The organism is Onishia taeanensis, from assembly GCF_013349955.1.
Taxonomy (GTDB): domain Bacteria; phylum Pseudomonadota; class Gammaproteobacteria; order Pseudomonadales; family Halomonadaceae; genus Onishia; species Onishia taeanensis_B.
In genome coordinates, this window is sequence record NZ_JABVXC010000022.1 from 1 (window position 1) to 22,013 (window position 22,013).

Annotated in this window: 16 protein-coding genes and 1 pseudogene; 16 read left to right on the forward strand and 1 reads right to left on the reverse strand. The window is 55.0% G+C overall.

Going from position 1 to position 22,013, the window contains the following annotated elements:
- From cysC to HUS66_RS16890, 13 genes are all read left to right on the forward strand, one after another.
- On the forward strand, positions 1-947 hold a 947-nt coding region (cysC, locus tag HUS66_RS16830), incomplete at its 5' end, for an adenylyl-sulfate kinase (RefSeq protein WP_175072351.1).
- A gap of 81 nt (positions 948-1,028) precedes the next feature.
- Entirely contained in the window at positions 1,029-1,400 is a 372-nt protein-coding gene (locus HUS66_RS16835; protein ID WP_175072352.1) for a DVU3141 family protein, read from the forward strand.
- Positions 1,397-3,106, forward strand: coding sequence for a polysaccharide biosynthesis/export family protein (locus HUS66_RS16840; protein ID WP_175072353.1), 1,710 nt, complete (start codon positions 1,397-1,399; stop codon positions 3,104-3,106). Before HUS66_RS16835 ends, HUS66_RS16840 begins: the two co-directional genes overlap by 4 nt.
- A gap of 68 nt (positions 3,107-3,174) precedes the next feature.
- Positions 3,175-3,912 carry an ABC transporter permease gene (locus HUS66_RS16845; protein ID WP_254628890.1) on the forward strand — a complete coding sequence of 246 codons (738 nt, stop codon included), beginning with the start codon at positions 3,175-3,177 and terminating at the stop codon, positions 3,910-3,912.
- A gap of 3 nt (positions 3,913-3,915) precedes the next feature.
- Entirely contained in the window at positions 3,916-5,001 is a 1,086-nt protein-coding gene (locus HUS66_RS16850) for a chain-length determining protein (protein ID WP_175072355.1), read from the forward strand.
- 2 nt (positions 5,002-5,003) lie between these two features.
- Positions 5,004-5,939, forward strand: coding sequence for an ABC transporter ATP-binding protein (locus tag HUS66_RS16855; RefSeq protein ID WP_175072356.1), 936 nt, complete (start codon positions 5,004-5,006; stop codon positions 5,937-5,939).
- A gap of 70 nt (positions 5,940-6,009) precedes the next feature.
- Positions 6,010-7,452: a hypothetical protein gene (locus HUS66_RS16860; RefSeq protein WP_175072357.1), complete on the forward strand. Its 1,443-nt coding sequence runs from the start codon at positions 6,010-6,012 to the stop codon at positions 7,450-7,452.
- Between the two features lie 115 nt (positions 7,453-7,567).
- A complete protein-coding gene (locus HUS66_RS16865) occupies positions 7,568-7,867 on the forward strand; it encodes a hypothetical protein (RefSeq protein ID WP_175072358.1) in 300 nt (99 codons plus the stop codon).
- A 31-nt stretch (positions 7,868-7,898) separates the two neighbouring features.
- Positions 7,899-9,029 (forward strand): non-hydrolyzing UDP-N-acetylglucosamine 2-epimerase, encoded by a 1,131-nt coding sequence (gene wecB / locus HUS66_RS16870; protein ID WP_175072359.1) that lies wholly within the window; start codon positions 7,899-7,901, stop codon positions 9,027-9,029.
- A gap of 185 nt (positions 9,030-9,214) precedes the next feature.
- Complete coding sequence (gene wecC / locus HUS66_RS16875; protein ID WP_175072360.1) at positions 9,215-10,495, forward strand: UDP-N-acetyl-D-mannosamine dehydrogenase; 1,281 nt, start codon at positions 9,215-9,217, stop codon at positions 10,493-10,495.
- Positions 10,496-10,618: 123 nt separating this feature from the next.
- Entirely contained in the window at positions 10,619-13,951 is a 3,333-nt protein-coding gene (locus HUS66_RS16880; RefSeq protein WP_175072361.1) for a glycosyltransferase, read from the forward strand.
- Between the two features lie 10 nt (positions 13,952-13,961).
- Positions 13,962-16,517, forward strand: coding sequence for a heparinase II/III domain-containing protein (locus tag HUS66_RS16885; protein ID WP_175072362.1), 2,556 nt, complete (start codon positions 13,962-13,964; stop codon positions 16,515-16,517).
- Positions 16,518-16,566: 49 nt separating this feature from the next.
- Entirely contained in the window at positions 16,567-17,355 is a 789-nt protein-coding gene (locus HUS66_RS16890; RefSeq protein ID WP_175072363.1) for a sulfotransferase, read from the forward strand.
- 223 nt (positions 17,356-17,578) lie between these two features.
- On the opposite strand, the pseudogene HUS66_RS16895 reads toward HUS66_RS16890, so the two are convergent.
- Positions 17,579-18,631, reverse strand: a pseudogene (locus HUS66_RS16895) (IS481 family transposase).
- Positions 18,632-18,916: 285 nt separating this feature from the next.
- Here HUS66_RS16895 and HUS66_RS16900 point away from each other — a divergent pair.
- The 3 genes from HUS66_RS16900 (at position 18,917) to HUS66_RS16910 (ending at position 21,985) form a co-directional block, all read left to right on the forward strand.
- Positions 18,917-19,435 carry a class I SAM-dependent methyltransferase gene (locus HUS66_RS16900; RefSeq protein WP_254628891.1) on the forward strand — a complete coding sequence of 173 codons (519 nt, stop codon included), beginning with the start codon at positions 18,917-18,919 and terminating at the stop codon, positions 19,433-19,435.
- Positions 19,436-19,489: 54 nt separating this feature from the next.
- Positions 19,490-21,394 carry a glutamine--fructose-6-phosphate transaminase (isomerizing) gene (gene glmS, locus HUS66_RS16905; protein WP_175072365.1) on the forward strand — a complete coding sequence of 635 codons (1,905 nt, stop codon included), beginning with the start codon at positions 19,490-19,492 and terminating at the stop codon, positions 21,392-21,394.
- 315 nt (positions 21,395-21,709) lie between these two features.
- Positions 21,710-21,985 carry a hypothetical protein gene (locus HUS66_RS16910; protein ID WP_175072366.1) on the forward strand — a complete coding sequence of 92 codons (276 nt, stop codon included), beginning with the start codon at positions 21,710-21,712 and terminating at the stop codon, positions 21,983-21,985.
- Positions 21,986-22,013: the final 28 nt, after the last annotated feature.

Here is a 22,013-nt window from a genome sequence, read left to right on the forward strand (position 1 = left end):
CCGATGCCGAGGTGCCGATGTCCAACGCCTTCGAGGCCGACATCGTCTGGATGCACGAGACGGCGCTCGAACCCGGCAAGCTGTACGACATGAAACTCGCCACACGCGATCTGGCAGGGCAGATCAAGGCGATTGAGTACCAGGTTGACGTCAACACTCTCGAGCACAGAGACGCCGAGCGCCTGGAGCTCAACGCTATCGGCCGCTGCAAAGTGGAGCTTACGGCCCCTATCCCGGTGGATGGCTACCGCAAGAGCCCAGGCACCGGCAGCTTTATCGTCGTCGACCGGTTGACTAACGTTACCGTCGGGGCCGGCATGGTGCACCAGTGTGTGGACGCCGATGTACCCTATGAATTTCGCGATAACGACAGCAAGGCCGAGGTGGTGTGGAATCGCACCAGTGTAACGCCGGCCATGCGTGAGCAGATCAAAGGCCATCACGGCAAGTGCATGTGGTTCACCGGGCTCTCGGGCTCCGGCAAGTCGAGCCTGGCCAATGCGCTGGAAGTCGAGCTCAATCGTCGTGGCTATCACACCATGCTGCTCGACGGCGACAACGTCCGCCATGCCCTTTGCAAGGATCTGGGCATGAGCGAAGACGACCGCACCGAGAACATCCGCCGCGTGGGCGAACTCGCCAAGCTGTTTGCCGATGCCGGCATCATCGTGATCACGGCCTTCATCTCACCGTTTCGCGCCGACCGTGACCAGGCCCGTGAGCTGTTCGATGAGGGAGACTTCATCGAGGTGTATGTCGATACGCCGTTGGAGGTCTGCGAGCAGCGCGATCCCAAGGGGCTCTATCAGAAAGCGCGTGAAGGCAAGATCAGCGATTTCACTGGCATCAATAGTCCCTATGAAGTACCCGAGCGGGCTGAGGTGACGGTCAATACCGATCAACTGAGTCAGCAGGACATTGTCAGCAAACTGTTGAAGGTGCTTTGAATCATCATGACAACACCATGCACTGGACCGCAGCGTGATACAGCGCGTTGCCACGCAAAGCGGCACACCGGTCGCTCCTGCATGAGGGCGTTGCTGGCGGGTGGCCTGGCCATCGCCCTGGCGGGTTGCGTCATGCAGCCGACACAAACCTCAGGCGAGCAGGCCTTTCATCGCGCTGATTCCGGCAAAGCGCTAGGCGACACACTCAATGGTTTCCTTTCCCAGGCAGCGCCTGGCGAGGTGATCACACTGACGAATAGCCCCTGGGGGGCCGAGGCGGTCGTGACCGCCGAGCAGGGCTATTTTGCCGCCAGTGGTCGCCATTGCCGCCCGCTGAGTGTTGAGACACCGCTGGGAGAAGGCCGTCATGCGTTGGCGTGCCGTACCCCACAAGGGTGGGTCGCTCAGCGCCTAGTCACCGATAGCCCATCAACGGAAGGACGCAGCCGATGATGCCCTTACGTCGTCTAACCAAGCCGCTACTCGGCGCCATCATGGCCTTCGGCGTGGCTCTCAGCGCACAAGCGCAAATGGTCTCGCCGTCACAGGATATCCTTCCCGAGCAGCAGCAAGCGCAAGCCGTACCTGATCAGGTCGATGAAGGCCCACGCGCCGACTGGCAAAACCCGCAATATGGCAACTCTTTCCGTAGCCAGCAGCGTGAAGATACCGATGAGTTGCCCCCCTTCGGCGCCAACCTCTTCGATGGGGGATTTCGCGGCACCATGGCGGATGGCCTTAATCCCGGCTATACCATCAAGCCCGGCGATCAGGTGACGCTGCGTGCCTGGGGCGCGGTGGAAATGGATCGAGTGATGCCGGTAGATGCGCAAGGCAATATTTTCCTGCCCGGCATCGGCCCGCTTAGTGTGCAGGGCTTAAACAGCCAGCAGCTCGATGGCCAAGTACGCCAGGCCATTAAATCGGTATACCCGGATAACGTACAGGTCTATACCAACCTGCAAGGCGTGCAGCCGGTCGGCGTATTTGTCACTGGCTACGTTGAGGCACCGGGCCGCTATGCCGGCACGCCCAGTGATTCATTGCTGTACTTTCTGGATCAGGCGGGGGGCATCGACAATGACTTGGGCAGTTATCGCGCCATTCGCGTGGTGCGTGACGGCAACACCATCGCCAGGGTCGACCTCTATGACTTCCTGCTGGATGGCGACATCCCGCGTCCTCAGTTCCGTGATGGCGACACCATCGTGGTGGAAGAGCGGGGCCCCTCGATTGCCGTGGTGGGCGACGTGCGGCGGGAATACCGCTATGAGCTGCTCGGCGATGGCCTGAGCGGTGACGAAGTGATGCGCCTGGCGCGGCTGCAGAGCGGCGTATCGCATGTGCTGCTGCGCGGCGACCGCGATATCGGCCCGGTCGCCCACTATTTCGATCTGGCGGAATTCAAGGGCCAGACGATTCGCAGCGGCGATGAGGTGCTGTTCAGCGCCGACCAGCGTGAAGACACCATCGTGGTGCAGGTCGAGGGCAGCTACTACGGCCCGTCTCGCTTCGCCTTGCCTCGCGACGCTCATCTGCTCGAACTGCTGGATGCCATCGCCGTTCCCGAGTCAATGACGGCGGTGGAAAGCGTGTCGATCAAGCGTGAAAGTGTGGCCGCCCAGCAGGAAGCCTCGCTCCAGGAGAGCCTGCGCCGGCTCGAGACCACCTACCTGGGGGCCTCTTCGTCAACCAACGAAGAAGCCAAGATTCGTGTGCAGGAAGCCGAGCTGATTCAGAAGTTTGTCGAGCGTGCTCGACAGGCCGAGCCCAGTGGTCGGCTAGTGGTTGCGCACAACGACCGTATCAGCGACATCCGCCTGCAGGATGGCGATGTGATCACCATTCCCGAAATCAGTGATTCGTTGCTGATCAGTGGCGAGGTAGTGGTGCCACAGGCCGTGGTCTTCAAGCCGGGCCTTAAGGTGCAGGACTACATCGACAGCGCAGGCGGCTACACCCAGCGCGGCGATGACGAGCACATCCTGGTGGTGCGCCAGAACGGCGCGGTACGCGACGCGGATGACATTACGCTACGCGCCGGCGACGAGATTCTGGTGATGCCGGAAGTGCCCACCAAGAATCTGCAGCTCGCCACCAGCATCACGCAGATTCTGTATCAGATTGCCGTGGCCACTAAGGTGGCAGTCGATCTTTGATGGCACGCTCGAATTCTCACAAAGGCGTTCGCACCCCATGGCAGGTCACACGGAGTGTCTGGTACGCCATGTTCCTGCGCGAGGCCACCTCACGCACCATGGGCGACCGCATGGGCTGGTTCTGGATGCTCTTCGAGCCGATAGCGTTCACGGCCATTATGGTCGGCATACGCTCCTTCGTCCGCGGCGACAGGTTGGTGGTCAATGCGGAGTTCATCCCATGGATGATAATCGGCCTGATGGGCTTCTACTTGGTCCGCGAGGGTATGCTGCGTGGTATGGGGGCTATTGATGCCAACCAGGCACTGTTTTCCTACCGTCAGGTTAAGCCCATCGACCCAGTATTCGTGCGCAACTTCCTGGAGGGCATGCTGCGAACGTTCGTTTTCCTCATGTTCATTGTGGGCGGGCTGATGATAGGTCTGGACATGAAGCCGGACAATGCCATTCAGGCATTTATCGCATGGTTCTCGCTTTGGTCGCTGGGGTTGGGTGCTGGCTTGATTTCCTCGGTACTGGCCACCTTGGTGCCGGAACTTGGCAAGGTAGTCCGCATGCTCTCGCTGCCGCTGCTGATTATCTCGGGAGTCATACTTCCCCTTGGCAATCTGCCCCATTGGTTGCTCGAGCACCTGATGCTGAACCCGATTCCCCATGGATTGAGCCTGCTGCGACAGGGGTTCTTCGAGAATTACCAGATCATTCATGGAACCAGCTGGCTCTATCTGTGGCTTTGTATCCTGGTGATGAACACACTGGGGCTGATACTTCACCTACGTTTTTCTGATCGTTTGAAGGCCAAGTAATTCATGCAACACTTCTTTCGGAAATATCCGCACTGGACCCTGGCCCTGCTGGCCATTGCGGCAGTGACTTTCTACTGGTTTGCTATGGCTCAGGATCGCTATGTATCACGTGCCACGGTCGTGCTGGAAAGCCCTCAGGTCGCTTCGCCGGATATCAACTTTGCGTCATTGCTGGGAGCCGGCGGCGGTGGCAGTCATGATCTGCTACTGCTCCGTGAGTACCTGCTCTCTGTTGATATGCTCAAACGCGTGGAAGAGGAGCTAGACTTCCGCGGCCATTACAGCCAGAACGGCGACATCTTCGCTCGTCTGCGTAATCCTGAGGCGCCCATTGAAGATCTTCACAAGTACTTTCTTCGGCGTGTAGACGTGGAGATGGATGAGTATGCTGGTGTGTTGAACATTCGGGTGGAGGCCTTTACGCCGGAATTTGCTCACCAGTTCGTGTCTCTGCTATTGCAAGCAGGTGAAGACCACATGAACTCCATGGGGCATCGTCTGGCACAAGAGCAGGTGCGCTTCCTGAAAGGGCAGGTGGAAAACTTGAAGGATCGCTTCGATGAGACGCGTGCAGAACTGCTGTCGTTCCAGAACGAACATGGGCTTGTCTCCCCCACCAGTACGGTAGAAAGCCTCAACCAAGTGGTGGCGACACTGGAGGGCGAGCTTGCTCGCCTGCAGGCGCAGCGCAATGCGCTATCCAGCTTCCAGAGCGAGCAGTCCTCCGAAATGCGTCGTGTGCAGAGCGAGATAACTGCCTTGCGGGAGCAGATTGAGAAGCAGCGTGATCGCCTTGCACAAACCGCTGGCAACTCGCTCAATAGTATTTCGGCGGAGTACCAGACACTTGAACTTCAGGCGCAGTTTGCCCAGAAGACCTATTCCAGCGCCCTGGCTGCCCTAGAAAACACACGCCTGGAGGCTGCACGGCAGCTCAAGCAGGTTAGCGTGCTGCAAAGTCCACTGCTTCCTGAATATCCCACTGAGCCACGCCGTCTTTACAACAGCAGTGTGTTTGCTCTCATTACCATTTTCCTGACGTTCATCTTCGGAATGATGCTGATGATCATCAAGGATCATCGCGATTGACCATGATCGAGATTCGCAACCTTTATAAGCGCTACCACAACCACCATGGCAGTGACTGGGTGCTCAAGGACATTAATCTGAGCATACCGAGAGGGGTTAGTGTGGGCCTCATCGGCGCCAATGGCGCAGGCAAGTCCACCTTGCTGCGGTTGATCGCCGGCATGGACGTACCCGAGCGTGGCGAGGTGATCAAGAACTGCCGCATGTCTTGGCCAATCGGGCTCGCTAGCGGCATGCAAGGCAATATGACCGGACGTCAGAACGTAAAATTTGTGGCTCGCGTGCACGGTGGCGGAGTCGACGTGCAGCGAGTCATCGACTTTGTTGAGGACTTTGCCGAGATCGGCGATGCGTTCGACGAGCCCGTGCGCACCTACTCCTCGGGCATGAAATCGCGCATCTCCTTTGGCCTCTCTTTGGCCTTCGACTTCGAGGTTTATATATCTGACGAGGCCACCGCCGTCGGTGACAAGAGCTTCAAGGAAAAGGCGAGCCAGGCATTCAAGGATCGTATTGGCCGATCCAGCCTGATCATGGTCTCCCACTCCGAAGGTATCCTGAAAGATCTCTGCCAGGCGGGTGTTTACCTCAAGGATGGCAGCGCCACCTGGTACGACAACGTCAACGATGCCATCGCAAACTACCATCGCGACGTGGAGGCCAAGAAAGCAGCGCGAGAGCAGGCCAAGGGGCAGTCGGTGCCGCACGCAGATAGTGCAAGCGCTGAAAATGCCCAGGCGCTCAAGAAGGCCAAGGCAGCGATGAATAATGCAAAGGCCGACATCAATGCTTTGAGTCGTAGTCTCAAAAGGGCGGAAAAGCGTGGCTGGGAGAGCGACGAGCTGGCCGCCCTGCAGAAAGCGCACAAGCTGGCCAGGTCGCACCTGAAAAGGGTGAAGAAACGCTTCGATGAGATGAGCCAGCAGGAAGACGACTAACCGACGCCATCGGCGGGCTAGACCCCAGGCACAAGATATGGACTCAAGGCTTAACAGGAGAAAAGAATCAGTGAATAGAATCGTTATCGTTGGCCACCCGTCTTCAGGTTACCAGGATGTTGAAGCGCTGCTGCAACAGTATGGAATGGCTGACGCAGCACCTTCCCGCAGGGAAGGTATGAGCGTTCACGCGATTCAAGACTCTCTTTGTCAAGCTTATAGCGCGTCACCGGTCGATCAGGCGCAGCACGAAAGTGAGCTGGCACAAGTAGAGCTTAGTCCTGTATGGCAAGAGCTAGCGCTGGACCTGCTGCTGGGTAATATGGAGCAAGCGGGCGTTTGGGGGTGGGCGGCGTCCAATACGCTGCCGCTGCTCAAGCTATGGCATGAAGCCGACGAAAAAACGTGGTTTATTTTGACCTACCAGCACCCCGCCATGGCCCTGCAGCAGGCGATGGCAAGCGATGGGCCTGATGATCCAGAGCTGATTCTCAATAACTGGGTGGCTTATCATCGCGCGCTCTTATCCTTCTATCGTCGTCACCCTGAACGCTGTCTGCTGGTGCATACCCAGCAGCTGATCAATCAGCCTGAACAAATCGTGGGTCAATTTTCTCAGTTAACCTACGCCGACAGGCAAACTGCTGATTTCTCTTCAGGTGACACCAGCCCACTTGAGCAGCTCTTGGACCAGCTAGCCATTGGAGATAGCAATCAGCGCGAGAAGATAGTAGCCGCGCCACTAGCCGAGTATCTGCATCAGCAGGTAGTTGAGCAGCACGATGCGTTAGCGGTGTATGAAAAGTTGCAGGACAGTGCCACGCAGCCTGCAGCGTCGAATGACAATCTGTCGGCCCTGTCGGCGTGGCAGCACCTGCAAGTGCAACACAAGGCTCTGCCGGACTTTCTCAAGGCATGTCAGCAGCGGTTGAAAGGCCTGCAGATGGAGCTTGAGCGCCAAAAGGTCGAGTGCGACACGCTGAAGGCAGCCAGCACGGATCTGAAAAGTGAAAACGACGAGCTGAAGAAGGCCCATCTCGAGCCGCCCTCTGTCGCATTGCAACAGGAAAATGCCATGCTGCTTGAGCAGCTGCATATCGTGCAGGAAGAACTGGAAAGGCTGCATCAACGTGGAGTTAGCGCCAAGCCTGCAAGCGTGCAAAACGGCGGGCCGTACTATGGCGCCGATGAGCGTATCAAGCGCCAGCTGACGTACCGGTTAGGGGCTGTGGTGGTGCGTAGTAGCAGCCTGAAGGACTTCATCATGCTTCCCTTTGCCTTGAAGCGTGAACACAAGGCATTCCAGCGGGATAAGCAGGCACGCCAAGGGGAAGCGCTCCCGCCCATCGAGCGATATGCCGATGCCCACAAGGCGGAACAGGTCAAGCGTCACCTGTCCTATCGCCTTGGGCGTGTCATCATGGCCAGCGGCGGTTCACCCTTTGGGTGGGCCAAGCTACCGTTTGCACTGTCCAGACAAGCCAAGGCCTTTCGTTGCGAGCGCGCTCGCTAACGGGGCGCCCATCACCGAGACTTGCCCAGTAATTCCGTGGGCCTATCTGAGCATACGTGCCTCGATAGTTACTCAGTACACAGCATGACCTCTTGAGCATAAGGGAGAGACCCTAATGACACCCTCTATCGTTAACCGGGCGAATCACGCGTTCCGGCAAGGCGACTATCGCACGGCGAAACAGCTCTACCATCAAGCCGCCGGCCACTATGGCCGGCGGCTTTTCGAGGTGAACTTGACCCTGTGCGAGCGGCGCCTTGGGTCACCTGCCGCAGCCCGCACTGTTGAATCGCAACCTAGCAAGGAAGGTACCGACGCCAACGCAGTCAGCCTGCAACTCTCAGAAACCCAGAAACTACTCGAACAGTACTACACCCGCTGCCAGGAACTCGAACACCAACTCATGGACCGCTGAACGCCGGCATGGAGCCGCCAAGGAATCTCACGTGAAAGTACTTACTGTTTTCGGGACTCGCCCCGAGGCCATCAAGATGGCACCCCTCGCTCTCCAGCTCGCCGGCGATGCGCGTTTCGACGCACGCGTCTGCGTGACGGCACAGCATCGCGAGATGCTCGATCAGGTGCTCTCGCTGTTCGAACTCGTGCCCGAGTACGACCTGAACCTGATGAAGCCGGGGCAGGATCTCAACGATATTACCTGCGGGATTCTCCAAGGTCTCAAGGAGGTGCTCGCCGAGTTCCGACCGCAAATGGTGCTGGTGCATGGCGATACAGCCACCACTTTCGCCGCCAGCCTGGCGGCCTACTACCAGCAAATCCCGGTGGGCCACGTGGAAGCCGGGCTGCGCACTGGCAACCTCTACTCACCCTGGCCGGAAGAGGGCAACCGCAAGCTCACTGGGGCACTCGCCGCCAAGCACTTCGCCCCGACTGAGACCTCTCGCGACAACCTGCTGCGTGAACAAGTAGATCCCGCCAGTGTGCACGTGACGGGCAATACCGTTGTCGATGCGCTGCTTGAGGTGGTGCGCAAGCTGGATGCGGGGCCGCTCGCTGCCGAACTGCGCGAGCGTTTTGATTTTTTAGACGATGCCAAGCGCTTGGTGCTGGTGACCGGCCATCGCCGCGAGAGCTTCGGCGATGGCTTCGAGCGGATCTGCAAGGCGCTGGCCGAGACCGCCAAGGCCCACCCGGACGTACAGATCGTGTACCCGGTACACCTGAACCCCAATGTGCTCGAGCCGGTCAACCGCCTGCTGGCCGATATCGATAACGTGAAATTGATCGAGCCCCAGGATTACCTGCCCTTCGTCTACCTGATGAACCGCTCCCATATCATCCTCACTGACTCGGGGGGCATTCAGGAAGAGGCGCCTTCGCTGGGCAAGCCGGTGCTGGTGATGCGTAACACCACCGAGCGCCCGGAGGCCGTCAAGGCCGGTACCGTCAAGCTGGTGGGCACGAGCGTGGACGTTATCACTACCGAACTTACCCACCTCCTGACCGACGCCGAGGCCTACCGCGCCATGAGCTTCGCCCACAACCCCTACGGCGATGGCAAAGCCTGCCAGCGCATCCTCGATGTGCTAGTTGTACGCGAAACTGAATCCGCCTGAGGGCGCTGGGCCCTCTCAGGGCAGCCTTTGTCCACTTAACACCCGGCCCTCCATCGGGCGTTCTTTAACCCAAACGTTTGCTTTTCAGAAGTTCGCTATAACGCTGGCTAGACGCTGCGACGAACGCTGCAGTGCGGCAGGCACTTGTTTATCTCCACCAGGAACCTAGAAGGGAACTCACCTACATGGAATTCAACACCATCTCGATGATCGGACTGGGCTATATCGGCCTGCCCACCGCCGCCGTCTTCGCCTCGCGCCGTAAGCAGGTAATCGGTGTCGATATCGATCAGCAAGCCGTCGAGACCATCAATCGCGGCGAGATTCATATTGTCGAACCAGAGTTGGACATGGTGGTGCATGCCGCCGTTCATGAAGGTTACCTGCGCGCCACGACAAGCCCCGAGCCAGCTGACGCCTTTATGGTTGCGGTGCCTACGCCGTTCCATACCGACGAGCACGGCCAGAACCATAAGGCCGACCTGCGCTTTATTAAGGCGGCGAGCGAAGCCCTGGCCAAGGTGCTGGTGCCCGGCAACCTGGTGGTGCTGGAATCCACCAGCCCGGTGGGCGCCACCGAGCAGATGGCCGCTTGGCTGGCCGAGGCACGCCCGGACCTGACCTTCCCCCAGACTCATGGTGAGGCCTCTGATATCCGCATTGCGCATTGCCCCGAGCGGGTACTCCCCGGCCATGTGATCCGTGAGCTGGTCGAGAACGACCGCGTGATCGGCGGCATGACGCCCAAGTGCGCCGAGTCGGCCTGCGCGCTCTACGGCATTGTCGTAGAAGGGGAGTGCGTGCCGACCACCGCCCGTACCGCGGAGATGGCCAAGCTCACCGAGAACAGTTTCCGCGACGTGAACATCGCCTTCGCCAACGAGCTCTCCACCATCGCCCATGAGTTGGAGATCAACGTCTGGGAACTGATTGCCCTGGCCAACCGCCACCCACGGGTCAACATCCTCTCGCCGGGGGCCGGCGTGGGCGGGCACTGCATCGCCGTGGACCCCTGGTTCATCGTCGATGCCTGCCCCGACCAGGCCCAGCTGATCCGCACCGCCCGAGAGGTGAACGACGGCAAGCCCGAATGGGTATTGCAGCGGGTGAACGGCGCGCTGGAGCACTATCACCGCGAATACCCGCAGGCACGCCGTAGCGACTTGACGGTGGCCTGCCTGGGCGTGGCTTTCAAGCCCGATATCGATGACCTGCGCGAGAGTCCGGCTCTAGGCATTGCCGAGAAGATCACCGAACTCGGCTGCCGCGTGCAGGTGGTAGAGCCCAACATAGAGGCCCTGCCCAAGCGCCTGAAGGCCCCCAACGTGGAATTGGTCAGCCTGGATGAGGCCCTGGCCCAGGCAGATGTGGTCTGCGTGCTGGTCAAGCACAAGCCCTTCATCAAGCAGGCCGATGCCGTAGGCGCCAAGGAAAGCGTCATCGATGCCGTTGGCCTGCTTGGCTAAGGCTTCTCCTGTTGGGCTTGAGCTCCTGTGGAGCCCGGTTAAACGGGCGAAGATGCCGTCTGGCGCCAGATCCCGGCCTGCCCCTCGGGCCGTTTTCCATCCTGAACGATATTTCGGAACCCCATGGACGAATTGCTTCAACATGCTTCCCGACTGGCCGAACAAGCGGCCAGTCCCTTACGGGCCCCCATCGAAAAACGTATTGCCTACGTCGTCAGCCACGGCCAGAGCTACGCAAGCAACGGCTATGCCATCCGCACCCAGGGCATCGCCCAGGCGCTGAACCAGCACGGCTTCGAGACTCTATGCTTCGTGAGGCCAGGACGGCCCTGGGAGCTTGGGACAGGGCAGGGCAGCGTGGCGCCGGAAACCAAGGTGGAGGGTGTGCACTATCTTCATAGCCGCTGGCTGCCCGGCCAGGCGCCCGCCAACGAGCATGAGCGCCTGGAAGCCAGCGTGGAACGCTTCGTGAAGCTGTTCCGGGTCTATCGCCCGGCGGTAGTGCTGGCCGCGTCCAACTATATCGTCGGCCTGCCGGCCTGGATCGCCGCCAAGCGCCTGGGCCTGCCGTTCTACAACGAGGTACGAGGCTTTTGGGAGCTTTCCCGCGCTGCCCGTGAATCCGGCTATGCCAATACGCCGGCCTTCAAGCAGGAAGCCGAGCGAGATGCCTTCGTGGCTCGGCAGGCGCTCAAGGTCTTCACCCTCAACCAGCCTATGAAGGAAGAGCTGGCACGGCGCGACGTGGACCCCGCCAGAGTCGAGATCGTCCCTAACGGGGTAAGCGAGCTGCCCGAGATCAGGCCCGCCAACCCCGCCCTGAAGCAGAAGCTGGGCATTCAAGACGGCGACAAGGTGATGGGCTACATGGGCAGTTTCACTGCCTACGAGGGGCTGGAGACGCTGATCGAAGCCTGTGAACAGCTGGTGAAGCAGGGCGAGAAACTCAAGCTGCTGCTGGTGGGGGATGACCAGCCGGTCACCGAAGCCGCCAGCGTGTCGCAACGCCTGGCCGACAAGCCCTGGTTGATTCAGGTAGGGCGGATACCCCATGAGCGGGTGGCGGACTACTATGCGCTGATTGATACGGTGGTGATTCCGCGGAAGCAGTTGCCGGTGTGCGAGCTGGTGCCACCAATTAAGGCCGCCGAAGCATTGGCCTATGGCAAACAGCTGGTGGTTTCCAACGTCGCTCCGCTGGTGAAATACGCACAACAGCATGACGGTGTGGTGACATTTGATGTGGATAAAGCGAAGAGCCTGGCGAAAGCATCTCATAAAGCGCTGAGGTTGTCTGGCCCCAAGGAAGGGGCAGATGTTCTGTTTTCTGCGCACACCGGGCTTATGGCGAAGGCATTGAGTGGTGAGACTGTTGAACCAGGTTTTTCCGAGGTTCCGTGTCAGTCTAACTTTGAAGCCGATACCGTTCACGTAGTTACAGATGACGAGCTCATCAAAACAGAAGCTAAAGGGTTAACACAGTACGAATTCCCAGCTTATGGGAAACGCTTGGTATTTAATTTTGAAACGAGATCAAAAACCCCATATGCCCATGAGAAAGTAATCGCTGGCATCGAGATTCAAGATGAAGATGGCATCCCTTTAGAGTCGGAAAGCTATCGGCTTCTTAGCTATGGTAAGTCTTCACAGTACAGCCAGTATAAGTATCTATCAACAAGCTGTGATGGCGTAAAGTACGCCCTGACAATTGAAGTTCCAATAAATGCGTGGCGGTGTGTTGTTAAATTGGGTAGTCGGAGAGGTGCTGAAATATCAGTTTTGCGTATGCTCTCCATGCGCTTTTATAGTGGCGGTATAGGGTGTGAGATTGCTGGTGCATTTGCCGGGAATCATGCTTTTGAAACCCCTGAGAGTGTGGGCCAAGTGCTGGGATCCTTGCGATTTAACGTCTCGCATGTCACTGATGTTGTGAGGGCCATGAGCTCACTGTCGTTGACTAATAAAGTAATTCCTGCTGCATTTTGGTATATGTGGAGGGTGACCAATGACCCATTCATGTTTGAGATGGCTAGGCAGCGCCTGGTGTTTCAAGGGCGAATGTACGAAACAAAGCAGCTACTGGACGAATGGGATGAAAAAGCCTATTTCAGGAATGGGAAGAACTCGTCGAGACGTTTAGAGGACGATATTTTGCTGCTTGAAAATGGTATGCCACTTCCTGAAAAGCGCTCAGAGCCGGAATATGAGCCAAACAACAATGTGCTGTATTTATTACATAATAGGCTGCCTTATAACTCAGGGGGGTACGCAACTCGCACCCATGGGCTACTGACAGGAGTTGTCAAGAACAGCAATTTCAAAATGCACGGCGTGTCGCGTCCTGGGTATCCTTCAGATCACGCGAAGCACATCAGTAAACCACTACCGAAAATGATCCCCAGCGTAGACCTCGTAGATGGAATTGAATATTTTGCTCTTGATCAAAAGGTTCGCCGTTCCAGCCTAACGACAACAGAGTATATTGAGGAGTATGCAAAGGAAGTAGAAACTCTCGCTAGAAATAAGCAAGCCAGCATCATACATGCCGCAGCTAATTTTCCGAATGGCTTGGCGGCCAGCCTAGCGGCTAGGCGACTCGGCATCAAATCAGTTTATGAAGTGAGAGGGTTGTGGGAGATTACGCGGCTTTCTCGTCAGGAAGGATGGGACCAAACTGATCAATTCCGCTTTATGGCGAAAATGGAAGCTGAAGCCTGTAATGCAGCAGATGCCGTTATTACAATTACTGAAGCCTTGAAAGAGTTGATGGTATCGCGTGGAGTTGACGCATCGAAAATAACCGTTGCACCTAACTGTGTTCACACAGAACTTTTTTCACCGCTTGATAAAGATCGGGAGTTAGCAAAAGAGTTGGGAGTGAGCGAAAAAGATATTGTCATTGGCTACATTGGCTCAATAGTCAATTACGAAGGATTAGACGATCTTTTAGGCGCTTTGGCTCTCTTGGTAAAGGATGGTGTGACAAACTTCAAGTTTCTGTTGGTAGGGGATGGCGCTGTTCTGGATAGCCTCAAACACCAGGTGGTGTCATTAGGGTTGCAGAACTATGTCATAATTACAGGGCGTGTGCCGCATAAAGAGGTGCAGCGTTATTACTCCTTGGTTGATATTACTCCATTTCCACGAAAACCCTATTTAGTTTGTGAAGCGGTATCCCCACTCAAGCCCTTTGAAGCCATGGCCTCACAAAAAGCCGTGATAGTTTCAAGTTGTGCTGCGCTGACTGAAATTATTCAGGATGGTTATAATGGTGTCGTATTTGAGAAAGGTGATGTGTTTTCTCTTAGAGATGCGTTAAAGCAGTTGATTAGGGATGATGACCTGAGAGAGAGACTTGCTATCAATGGACGTAATTGGGTAGTTAAAGAAAGAGATTGGTCTTTTTCATCAGGGGAGCTAAAAGAAGTTTACGAAAGTCTTCTATACAGTTTTTAAGGAATTTGAGATGAGTGATGCATTTCTAGTCCCTGTTCACTGCTTTCTGCATCGGATATTTCCTGTTGAGTTTTATGGAGATGCAGAAAAGCTTGTTAGAGACAGAGTTTTCAAACCTAGAAAGGATAGTGAGCCATGCTTCTTACAGTTTCCGCTTGACTGGGAGTCTAGGGAGAGGTCTGTAGACAGAAACTGGAGAATGCAGCTTCAAGGGTGGACTTTTTTTCATCCTATAATCAATATATTTGATAGTTATGATAATAAAGATGAAATAGTCGAGTTCTTTTTTGATGCAGTCAGTGACTGGTGGAAGAATTATGGGCAAGACCCAGAAGATATAGTAACTACTAGAATGCCTAAAAGTTATGCGTGGTATGATATGTCCGTAGGCTTTAGGGCTCTAGCAATTGCTTTTTTCATTAATCGAATACATTATTATCGCATTGATATCTCTGAAGGGGAGAGCGAGCTTCTTGATAATGTAGCAGCTAAGCATATAAGGCATCTATTGAAGCCGGAAGTGTTTAGCATGAATAATCATGGCTTGTTTCAAAGCCATGGGCTTGTTGGGCTTCTAAAATCTTCGCCCCATCTTTCTGTGTCTCTAGATGGAGATATTGAATATGCTGTTGGTTTAGTGGAAAGATTGGTCGTGTCACAATTTGGTGACGTGGGTGTCCACTTGGAACATAGCCCCCATTATCACTTTTATGCTCTTAACTCATTAAAGGCGCAGATTGATTCAGGCTGGTATGATGACAAGCCCCGTATTAAAGGAATAGCCGAAAAAGCTGATGAGAATGGCAAGTGGCTAGTTGACCCTTTAAAAAGACCCGTTTGTGTGGGTGATTCAATTTTAACTGTTCAAAAAAGCGTTGAGTTTCCAAATAGCCACATTGGCAAATATGTATTAAGTGATTTCGCTTCATCAGGTTACTCTGTAGTTAGGAGTGGGTGGGGTGAGTCTCCAGAAAAAAGTTCAATGCTTTTTTTCACAGGTGGGTATCATACAAAAAGCCATAAGCATCGCGATTGCTTAAGTTTTGATTGGTTTGATCAGGGTGGTCGTGTGATATGTGATAGTGGTAAGTATGGTTATAAGAGTGATGTGTACAGGAATTACTTCCTGTCTAGCCGAGCTCACAATTCTGTCGAAATAGATGGTTTTGATATACTTAAAATCAAGCCTTATGGGTCAGCGGTTGAGGACCCAATAGAGTTGCAGCCAGGTCTGTTTCTTTTGAAAGGGGCATTAGATTACCCTGCAGTTAAGCATCATAGAGAAATATATTTTAAGCCAGGCAGTTGGGCGATAATTAAAGACTCCTTGACGTTTGCTAGGGAAAGAGGCTTTAAGCAGTGGTTCCATGTGGACAAAAAATATAATTTAGAGTCCTTTAAAGGAAGCTCTATATGCTTTAATGATGGTAGGGGGAGAAGTCTTTATGTTGAATGCATGAATGAAAACTTAGGTGTCGAGCTTCACTTCGGTGATGGCGAAAGCATGCAGGGTTTTGTTTCCGAGAAAGATTACCAGTATGATTCTTCCTTTGCAGTGGGGTTTTCAGGCCGTAGCTTGAAGGAGGATGTAAGCTCTATTATCGCGTTGAGTAAAGATGCTTTCTATGAAGCAAAAAATTTCATGTCTAAACAGTATGGTACGAATGCTGTTGAAGTGGAAGATGTTTCATTTGCGCTAGAAAAAGAAATTATTAGTGGTGTGGAGAATGTAGTATTTAAAAATTGCGCGGACGTTGTTGCCAACTCGGATAAGCTTTGGGGCGAGAGAACTTTTCAGGTTCTTTCAAACAGCATACCCTTTTCTTTCTATGGTTCGTTTAAGGAGAAATCGAAAAGGATAGCAGTATTTTTGCCAGGCGCGACGAGTAGGAAATATGGGGAATATGATTTTCAAAGGTGCTCGTGGGGACAAGATCTTGAAGATTTCGACTGTGTTTTCTTTTCAGATCCGAGTATTAAAAAAAGTAATGACTTGACCCTTGGGTGGTTTCAGCATACAGAAAGTAATTTTGGTATTGAAGCGCTTAAATATTTAATAACATCGTTGCTGAAGGCGAAAAAATATAACCAAAATGAGTTGTTGATCTTTGGTTCATCTGGAGGTGGCTTTGTTTCACTAAAGCTGTCAGAATGCTTTGATCAAGCATTGGTTGTTGCAATTAACCCTCAGATTTATTTGTATAACTACACTCAATCGTTCTATGAGAAAATGGTTGAGTGCTGTTACGAGGGGCGCACATCAAATTTTGTAAAAAGTAGCTATTTGAATAGAATTGCTTTTAGTCCTGACGTGGTGAATCGTGGCAATCCGGTTTTTATTTTTCAGAATGTGTTTGATGATAAACATTATTCAAGGCATTTCAAGCCGTTGTTAAAGAAACTTGATGCCGAGCCGATTGATGCTTCGATAATGGGCGAGCAATCTGCTAGTAGTGGGATTAATTTTTGTCTTTATTATGATGAGCTTATGAAGCATAACCCACCAAACAAAGCTGATTCACTTGGGTTTCTATATTCTGTATTTCGATGCTCTGGTTTTTTATAGGCGGAAGATAATTCCTTTAAGCTATTCCCATGTAAACTTTGGTGTTGTTATGTCTCTAGATAAAATTCTTGGCTCTGTCTCTCCGCTTATTGTCTGCGGCGCTGCTCGTTCTGGTACAAGGATGGTGACAGATATACTCAATAACCATCCTTCCTTTGTTGTCGAGGAAGAAATGCATGCAAAGACTATGGAAGCTTTTTTTAGATTTTTAAATGAGGTTGATGATAATTTTGATAGCTATTCTTCACGAAAGGGACGTAGGCTTGATGCTCACTGGGAGTCTATGAAGCCTTTGTTTTTTCATTTTTTCATGAAAAGTGCAAATAAGAAGGAAAGCTTGGATGTAAGTTCTAATGTTATGTTTCATGGTATAAAAACCCCTGGTTTTGAACGGTATTTCAATGAATTTGAGAGTGTCTTTTCAAGACGTCCTCCGAGTTATGTTTACTGTGTTCGAGATGCCGCCTTGGTGTGGCGGTCTTGGAAAAGTCTAGGTTTTTTGAATGATTTCGATGTTTTTAGAAGAAGGTATGTTCGGTCTCTGCGTCAAGCTTGCAAGATAAAGAAGAACGCGGATGGTAGGCTGGTAGTTTTTGATCTAGATCAATATGTTGCTACAGAAACTAAGAATAGTTTCATAAACGCCCGCTTGGTTGGTCCACTTCTCGGGTATGAAAGAAATTTAGAGAGTGATATTGAGTATGATTTAGTTGAGAATAGAAATTCCATTGGGAGAAGAGGTCAACAGTATTGTTATGACAAAGTTCTCAAAAATGAGATGAAGTCTTTGTGTGAAGATGAGGATATAATTCAGTATAAGTCAATATTGATGTCCTAAATTTATTTTTGGTGTGGTCGTGTTTTGAGTAAATTGTTGTTTTTGCAACAACTTTCTGGTTTTTGTGTGTCATGGGGTTGATGAGTTTTTGAAGTTTTCAGGTGGATGGGAAATGATGGGTGTTCTTGATAGGCTTGATTCAATTGAAGAAAAATTAGATGATTTACACAAAGTGTACAGTGATGGTAATCACCTGACACATGCCCCCGTGGGCTCCCTATAGTTAAGCAGTATTTTCTGACGTTTTCCCGGACTCCTTTTTCGGTAATTTGGGAAGCCCTTTTTTGAAGACGGCATAGGGCGTCATCCCCTTCATGTTACGTCCTTGATGTGGGCGCTTGGTGTTTTAGATGACGAGGTAGTCATCCAGGTCCGTCTGCATTTCTTCTAGAGCCTCGTACCACTTAGTACGCCCCTGGATGCGGAAGTGCTCATCCAGCAGTGTGCGGTGCAGCCGCTCGACGAACCCATTGCTTTGTGGCCGCCGAACCTTGGTAGTTCGGTGCTCGATCTCCTCGAGCTGAAGGAACAGTTCATACGGATGTTGGTCCTTACGTCCGCAGAACTCCCGGCCATTGTCGCTGAGCACTGTGCTGACTTTGGCGCTATTAGCCCCGAGGAAGGGCAGCACGTCGTTGTTGAGCACGTGGACTGCCGTGATGGGCAGTTTGTTGGTGTACAAGCGGCCTCAGGCATAGCGGCTGAAGCAATCGATAACAGACTGCAGATAGACTTTTCCGACGCCTTTGAGCGTGCCGACGAAGAAGGTGTCGACGGCGACCAGTTCGCCGGTGTGGTGGACTTCGATGTGGCGTTCACGAAATTCGGGGCTAAAGCGTTCCAGGTGGCGCACCTGGTCTTCTGTGAGCTCGATTTTCTGCTCACGCGTGGCGCGCTCAAGACGCAGCAGGCGCTCATGACGGGTCAGCAAATCATGGCGACTCCAGACGCCTCTGACGCCCGTCGAGCTAACCTGAATGCCACGTAGCGCCAGTTCTTGAGCGACGCGAACCGGGCCGTGTGTGGGGAAGGCCAGGCTGTGCTCAAGAATGGCCGTTTCGATCTCTTCACTGACGCGGTTGGGGTGCGGACCGTGCGGTCCTGGCAGCTTGTCGATCAGCCCATCGGAGCCGAAGGTTTGATAGTTGCGCCGGATCTCATAGAACTGCTGCCGGGAGTAGCCCATGACCTTGCAGGCCTTGCTTACGTTCTGCAGGTCCTTGGCCAGTTCTAGGAGACTAAGCTTGCGTCGTGCTACCTTTTCTTCGGTGGTCATAGTCGTTTCCTCATGGTGTTACAGCCGAGCGTCAGACACTCGTTCTATAACCCACGGGGGCACTATGGCCACTTTGCTTTTCAGCGGCCGACTGTCAGCTGAATACCGTCACATCACACGTTAATAAGCTTGCTCGTAACCTTATCACGGTTCAGAACCGCCTTTATGCTCAGCTTGAAAGTCTCCCCTGGCTGCAACTGCGTTGGCCATAAAGGGTCAGCTGCCCCCCCCCTGCGCGGCTGGGCAAGCTCACCCGACATACTGCTACGCTTACATGCCCACATTATGGCGAGTCGACCTCACATTGTGGTGGGGTTTGGAAGTGGGGCCTCGACCCTAGTGATTGCAGATGCTCTTTGGCAGAACGGAACGGGCCAGCTAATATCATTTGAACATAGTAACTATTATAGTATGAAGACTCTGGGCACGCTGAAAGACGAGCATCTACAGGGGTGGGTTGATCTGCGAGTTGGAGGTTTGGAACTGTGGGAAGGAGTTCATTTTAACTCTGCGGTCGCCGAGAAACCATCGCGCTGGTATCTGCAGTCCCTTCTCGAGGTTATCGAGAATGTGGATCTTCTCTGGGTGGATGGTCCTCCGGGGGCTACGTGCCAGTATAGCCGTTACCCGGCGCTACCCGCCCTGGCCGATAAGCTCTCTCCTAATGTGGAAGTGTGGATGGATGACACAATCCGTCCGGGTGAAGAAGATATCTGCGAGCGCTGGGCTGCCGACTATGGCTTCGAGCTGGAGTACCTCACCTTGGAAAAAGGTTTGGGCCGACTGAGCCGCCCAGCGAGCTGATGGCTTCTCATAAGCTCGTATCGCGATCAATATCCAACAATCACCGGAATCACAATGTGCGGAATCGTCGGCGCCATCGGCGCAATGGAATGTACCCCCTTCCTGCTGGAAGGCCTGAATACCCTGGAATACCGCGGCTACGACTCTGCCGGCCTGGCGGTATTGGAGAATGATCGCCATGGCGGTCTGCAGCGTGTTCGGGCCACGGGGCGAGTGTCGGAACTGGAAGCCCGGGTAACCGAGCAGGGCCTGGGCGGCCAGGTGGGCATCGCCCACACGCGCTGGGCCACTCACGGCGTGCCGGCGGTGCGCAATGCCCACCCCCACGTGTCCGCGGGCTTGGCGGTGGTGCATAACGGCATCATCGAGAACTATGAGTCGCTGCGCCAGAAGCTGGAAGCACTCGGCTACGCCTTCACCTCGGATACCGATACCGAGACCATCGCCCATCTGGTGCAGGCGTGCCTGGCCGGGAAGAACGCCTTTGCCCGGGAGCCGGCGACGGACCTGTTCGCGGCGGTTCGGCTTGCAGTGGCGCATCTGGAGGGGGCCTATGCGCTGGCGGTGATTCACGAGGTGGCGCCAGGCAGTACCGAAGAACCTTGCCTGGTGGTCGCCCGTGAGGGCTCACCGCTGATGCTGGGCGTGGGCGAGCAGGGCCACTATGCTGCCTCGGATGCTTCGGCGCTGCTATCGGTCACCCGGCAGATGATCTACCTGGAGAACGGCGACATGGGCCGTTTGACCCGGGAGGCCATTGAGCTGGTCGACGGCGAGGGCCGGCCGGTGGAGCGCGAGGTGGTCACCTCCAGCCTCTCGGCGGATGCGGTGGAGCTCGGGGAGTACCGCCACTACATGCAGAAGGAGATCTTCGAGCAGCCCCAGGCGCTGGGCAATACCCTGGAGATGATCGGCGGGGCGAGCCGCCTGTCGCCGGGTATCTTCGGCGCTGATGCCGCGGGGATCCTGGACCAGGTGAAGTCAGTGCTGATTCTGGCCTGCGGCACTTCCAGCTATGCGGGCATGACGGCCCGCTACTGGATCGAGGCGGTGGTCGGGGTGCCCTGCAACGTCGAGCTGTCCAGCGAGTACCGCTACCGCGCCTCCATTGCCAATCCCGATCAGCTGGTGGTGGTGATCTCCCAGTCCGGTGAGACTGCCGATACCCTGGCGGCGCTTCACCACGCCAAGGCCATGGGCCACGCTCATACGCTTGCCATCTGCAACGTGCCGGAATCCGCCATCGTGCGCGAGACCGCGCTGCGCTTCATCACCCGGGCGGGGCCGGAGATCGGCGTGGCCTCCACCAAGGCTTTTACCACCCAGCTGGCCGCGCTCTTCCTGCTCACCCTCTTGCTGGCCAAGGTCAATGGCCGCCTGGTGAGTGAGCATGCCAATGCGGGAGTGGACGATTCGCGAGAGCAGGCCTTTCTCGCCGAGCTGCGCCATCTGCCGGTAGCGGTGGAGAAGGTGCTGGCACTGGAACCCGAGATCGAAGCCTGGGCCCAGCGCTTTGCGAACAAGCAGCACGCGCTCTTCCTGGGCCGGGGGCACCACTACCCCATTGCTATGGAAGGAGCGCTAAAGCTCAAGGAGATCTCCTATATCCACGCCGAGGCCTACCCGTCGGGAGAGCTCAAGCACGGCCCCCTGGCACTGATAGACGCCGAGATGCCGGTGGTGGTGATCGCCCCCAACGATGAGCTGCTGGAGAAGCTCAAGGCCAACATGCAGGAGGTCAGCGCCCGGGGCGGGGAGCTCTACGTCTTCGCTGACGGTTGCAGCCGGGTGGAGGCAAGCGACGGCGTGAACGTGCTCACCATGCCCGAACACTACGGCCTGCTGAGCCCCGTGCTGCACGTGGTGGCCCAGCAGCTGCTGGCCTACCATGTGGCGCTGGTGAAGGGCACCGATGTGGACAAGCCCCGCAACTTGGCCAAGAGCGTGACGGTGGAGTGACACTTTGAAAGCATTCTATCGGCTGCTGTTGGCCAGTGGCGCCGCTTGCAGTCGTATACGGTGCGGCGAGAGCTGGCGGCAACCTTGTCGACATTTCGCGAGTGGGCCTGGCAGCACCGCTAGGCCATTCGCGCCCGAAAGAGCCAGCCACGTGCCGAGTATCTCGCCCAGGTACGCGATCTTCACCATCAGCTGCGTAATGTGGCGGGTCTGCCCCTGGTTCGAAGGCACCTTCACCCCCCCCTGGTCACCAACGGCCGGGCCGCCTACTACTATGGCATCTTGGAGCAGGGCGATCAGCGCAGGTTTCTCAACGTGGGGCTGCCGCACGCGTCTCGCTATGGGGTGCATCGCGCGCTGCTCGAGGGGGAACTGCCCAGTGAGGGCCGGCACTTCGTCTGTCTGGCCCCGACACGGGCAGCCTGGCTGAGCCCTGCCGCCGCGATCTATGCCTACCCCTACTGGCCCAGGCTGCTCGGTGAGATTAAGGGCCGCTATGCCGACCGCCTGGTGGCCAAGGGCCTGGCCGAGTTCAGCCTAGGTGTCGGGTCCCCGATGATCGAATCGCCTATAGAAGTTATCCTCTGCTAGCCGCCAGAGAGCTTCTTCAGCAATTCAT

What these genes read in the sequence shown, in the direction of transcription:
- HUS66_RS16835 (WP_175072352.1), top strand. Translation starts at nt 1,029, where the DNA reads ATGAGGGCGTTGCTGGCGGGTGGCCTGGCCATCGCCCTGGCGGGTTGC.
- HUS66_RS16840 (WP_175072353.1), top strand. Translation starts at nt 1,397, where the DNA reads ATGATGCCCTTACGTCGTCTAACCAAGCCGCTACTCGGCGCCATCATG.
- HUS66_RS16845 (WP_254628890.1), top strand. Translation starts at nt 3,175, where the DNA reads ATGTTCCTGCGCGAGGCCACCTCACGCACCATGGGCGACCGCATGGGC.
- HUS66_RS16850 (WP_175072355.1), top strand. Translation starts at nt 3,916, where the DNA reads ATGCAACACTTCTTTCGGAAATATCCGCACTGGACCCTGGCCCTGCTG.
- HUS66_RS16855 (WP_175072356.1), top strand. Translation starts at nt 5,004, where the DNA reads ATGATCGAGATTCGCAACCTTTATAAGCGCTACCACAACCACCATGGC.
- HUS66_RS16865 (WP_175072358.1), top strand. Translation starts at nt 7,568, where the DNA reads ATGACACCCTCTATCGTTAACCGGGCGAATCACGCGTTCCGGCAAGGC.
- wecC (WP_175072360.1), top strand. Translation starts at nt 9,215, where the DNA reads ATGGAATTCAACACCATCTCGATGATCGGACTGGGCTATATCGGCCTG.
- HUS66_RS16880 (WP_175072361.1), top strand. Translation starts at nt 10,619, where the DNA reads ATGGACGAATTGCTTCAACATGCTTCCCGACTGGCCGAACAAGCGGCC.
- HUS66_RS16885 (WP_175072362.1), top strand. Translation starts at nt 13,962, where the DNA reads ATGAGTGATGCATTTCTAGTCCCTGTTCACTGCTTTCTGCATCGGATA.
- HUS66_RS16890 (WP_175072363.1), top strand. Translation starts at nt 16,567, where the DNA reads ATGTCTCTAGATAAAATTCTTGGCTCTGTCTCTCCGCTTATTGTCTGC.
- HUS66_RS16900 (WP_254628891.1), top strand. Translation starts at nt 18,917, where the DNA reads ATGGCGAGTCGACCTCACATTGTGGTGGGGTTTGGAAGTGGGGCCTCG.
- glmS (WP_175072365.1), top strand. Translation starts at nt 19,490, where the DNA reads ATGTGCGGAATCGTCGGCGCCATCGGCGCAATGGAATGTACCCCCTTC.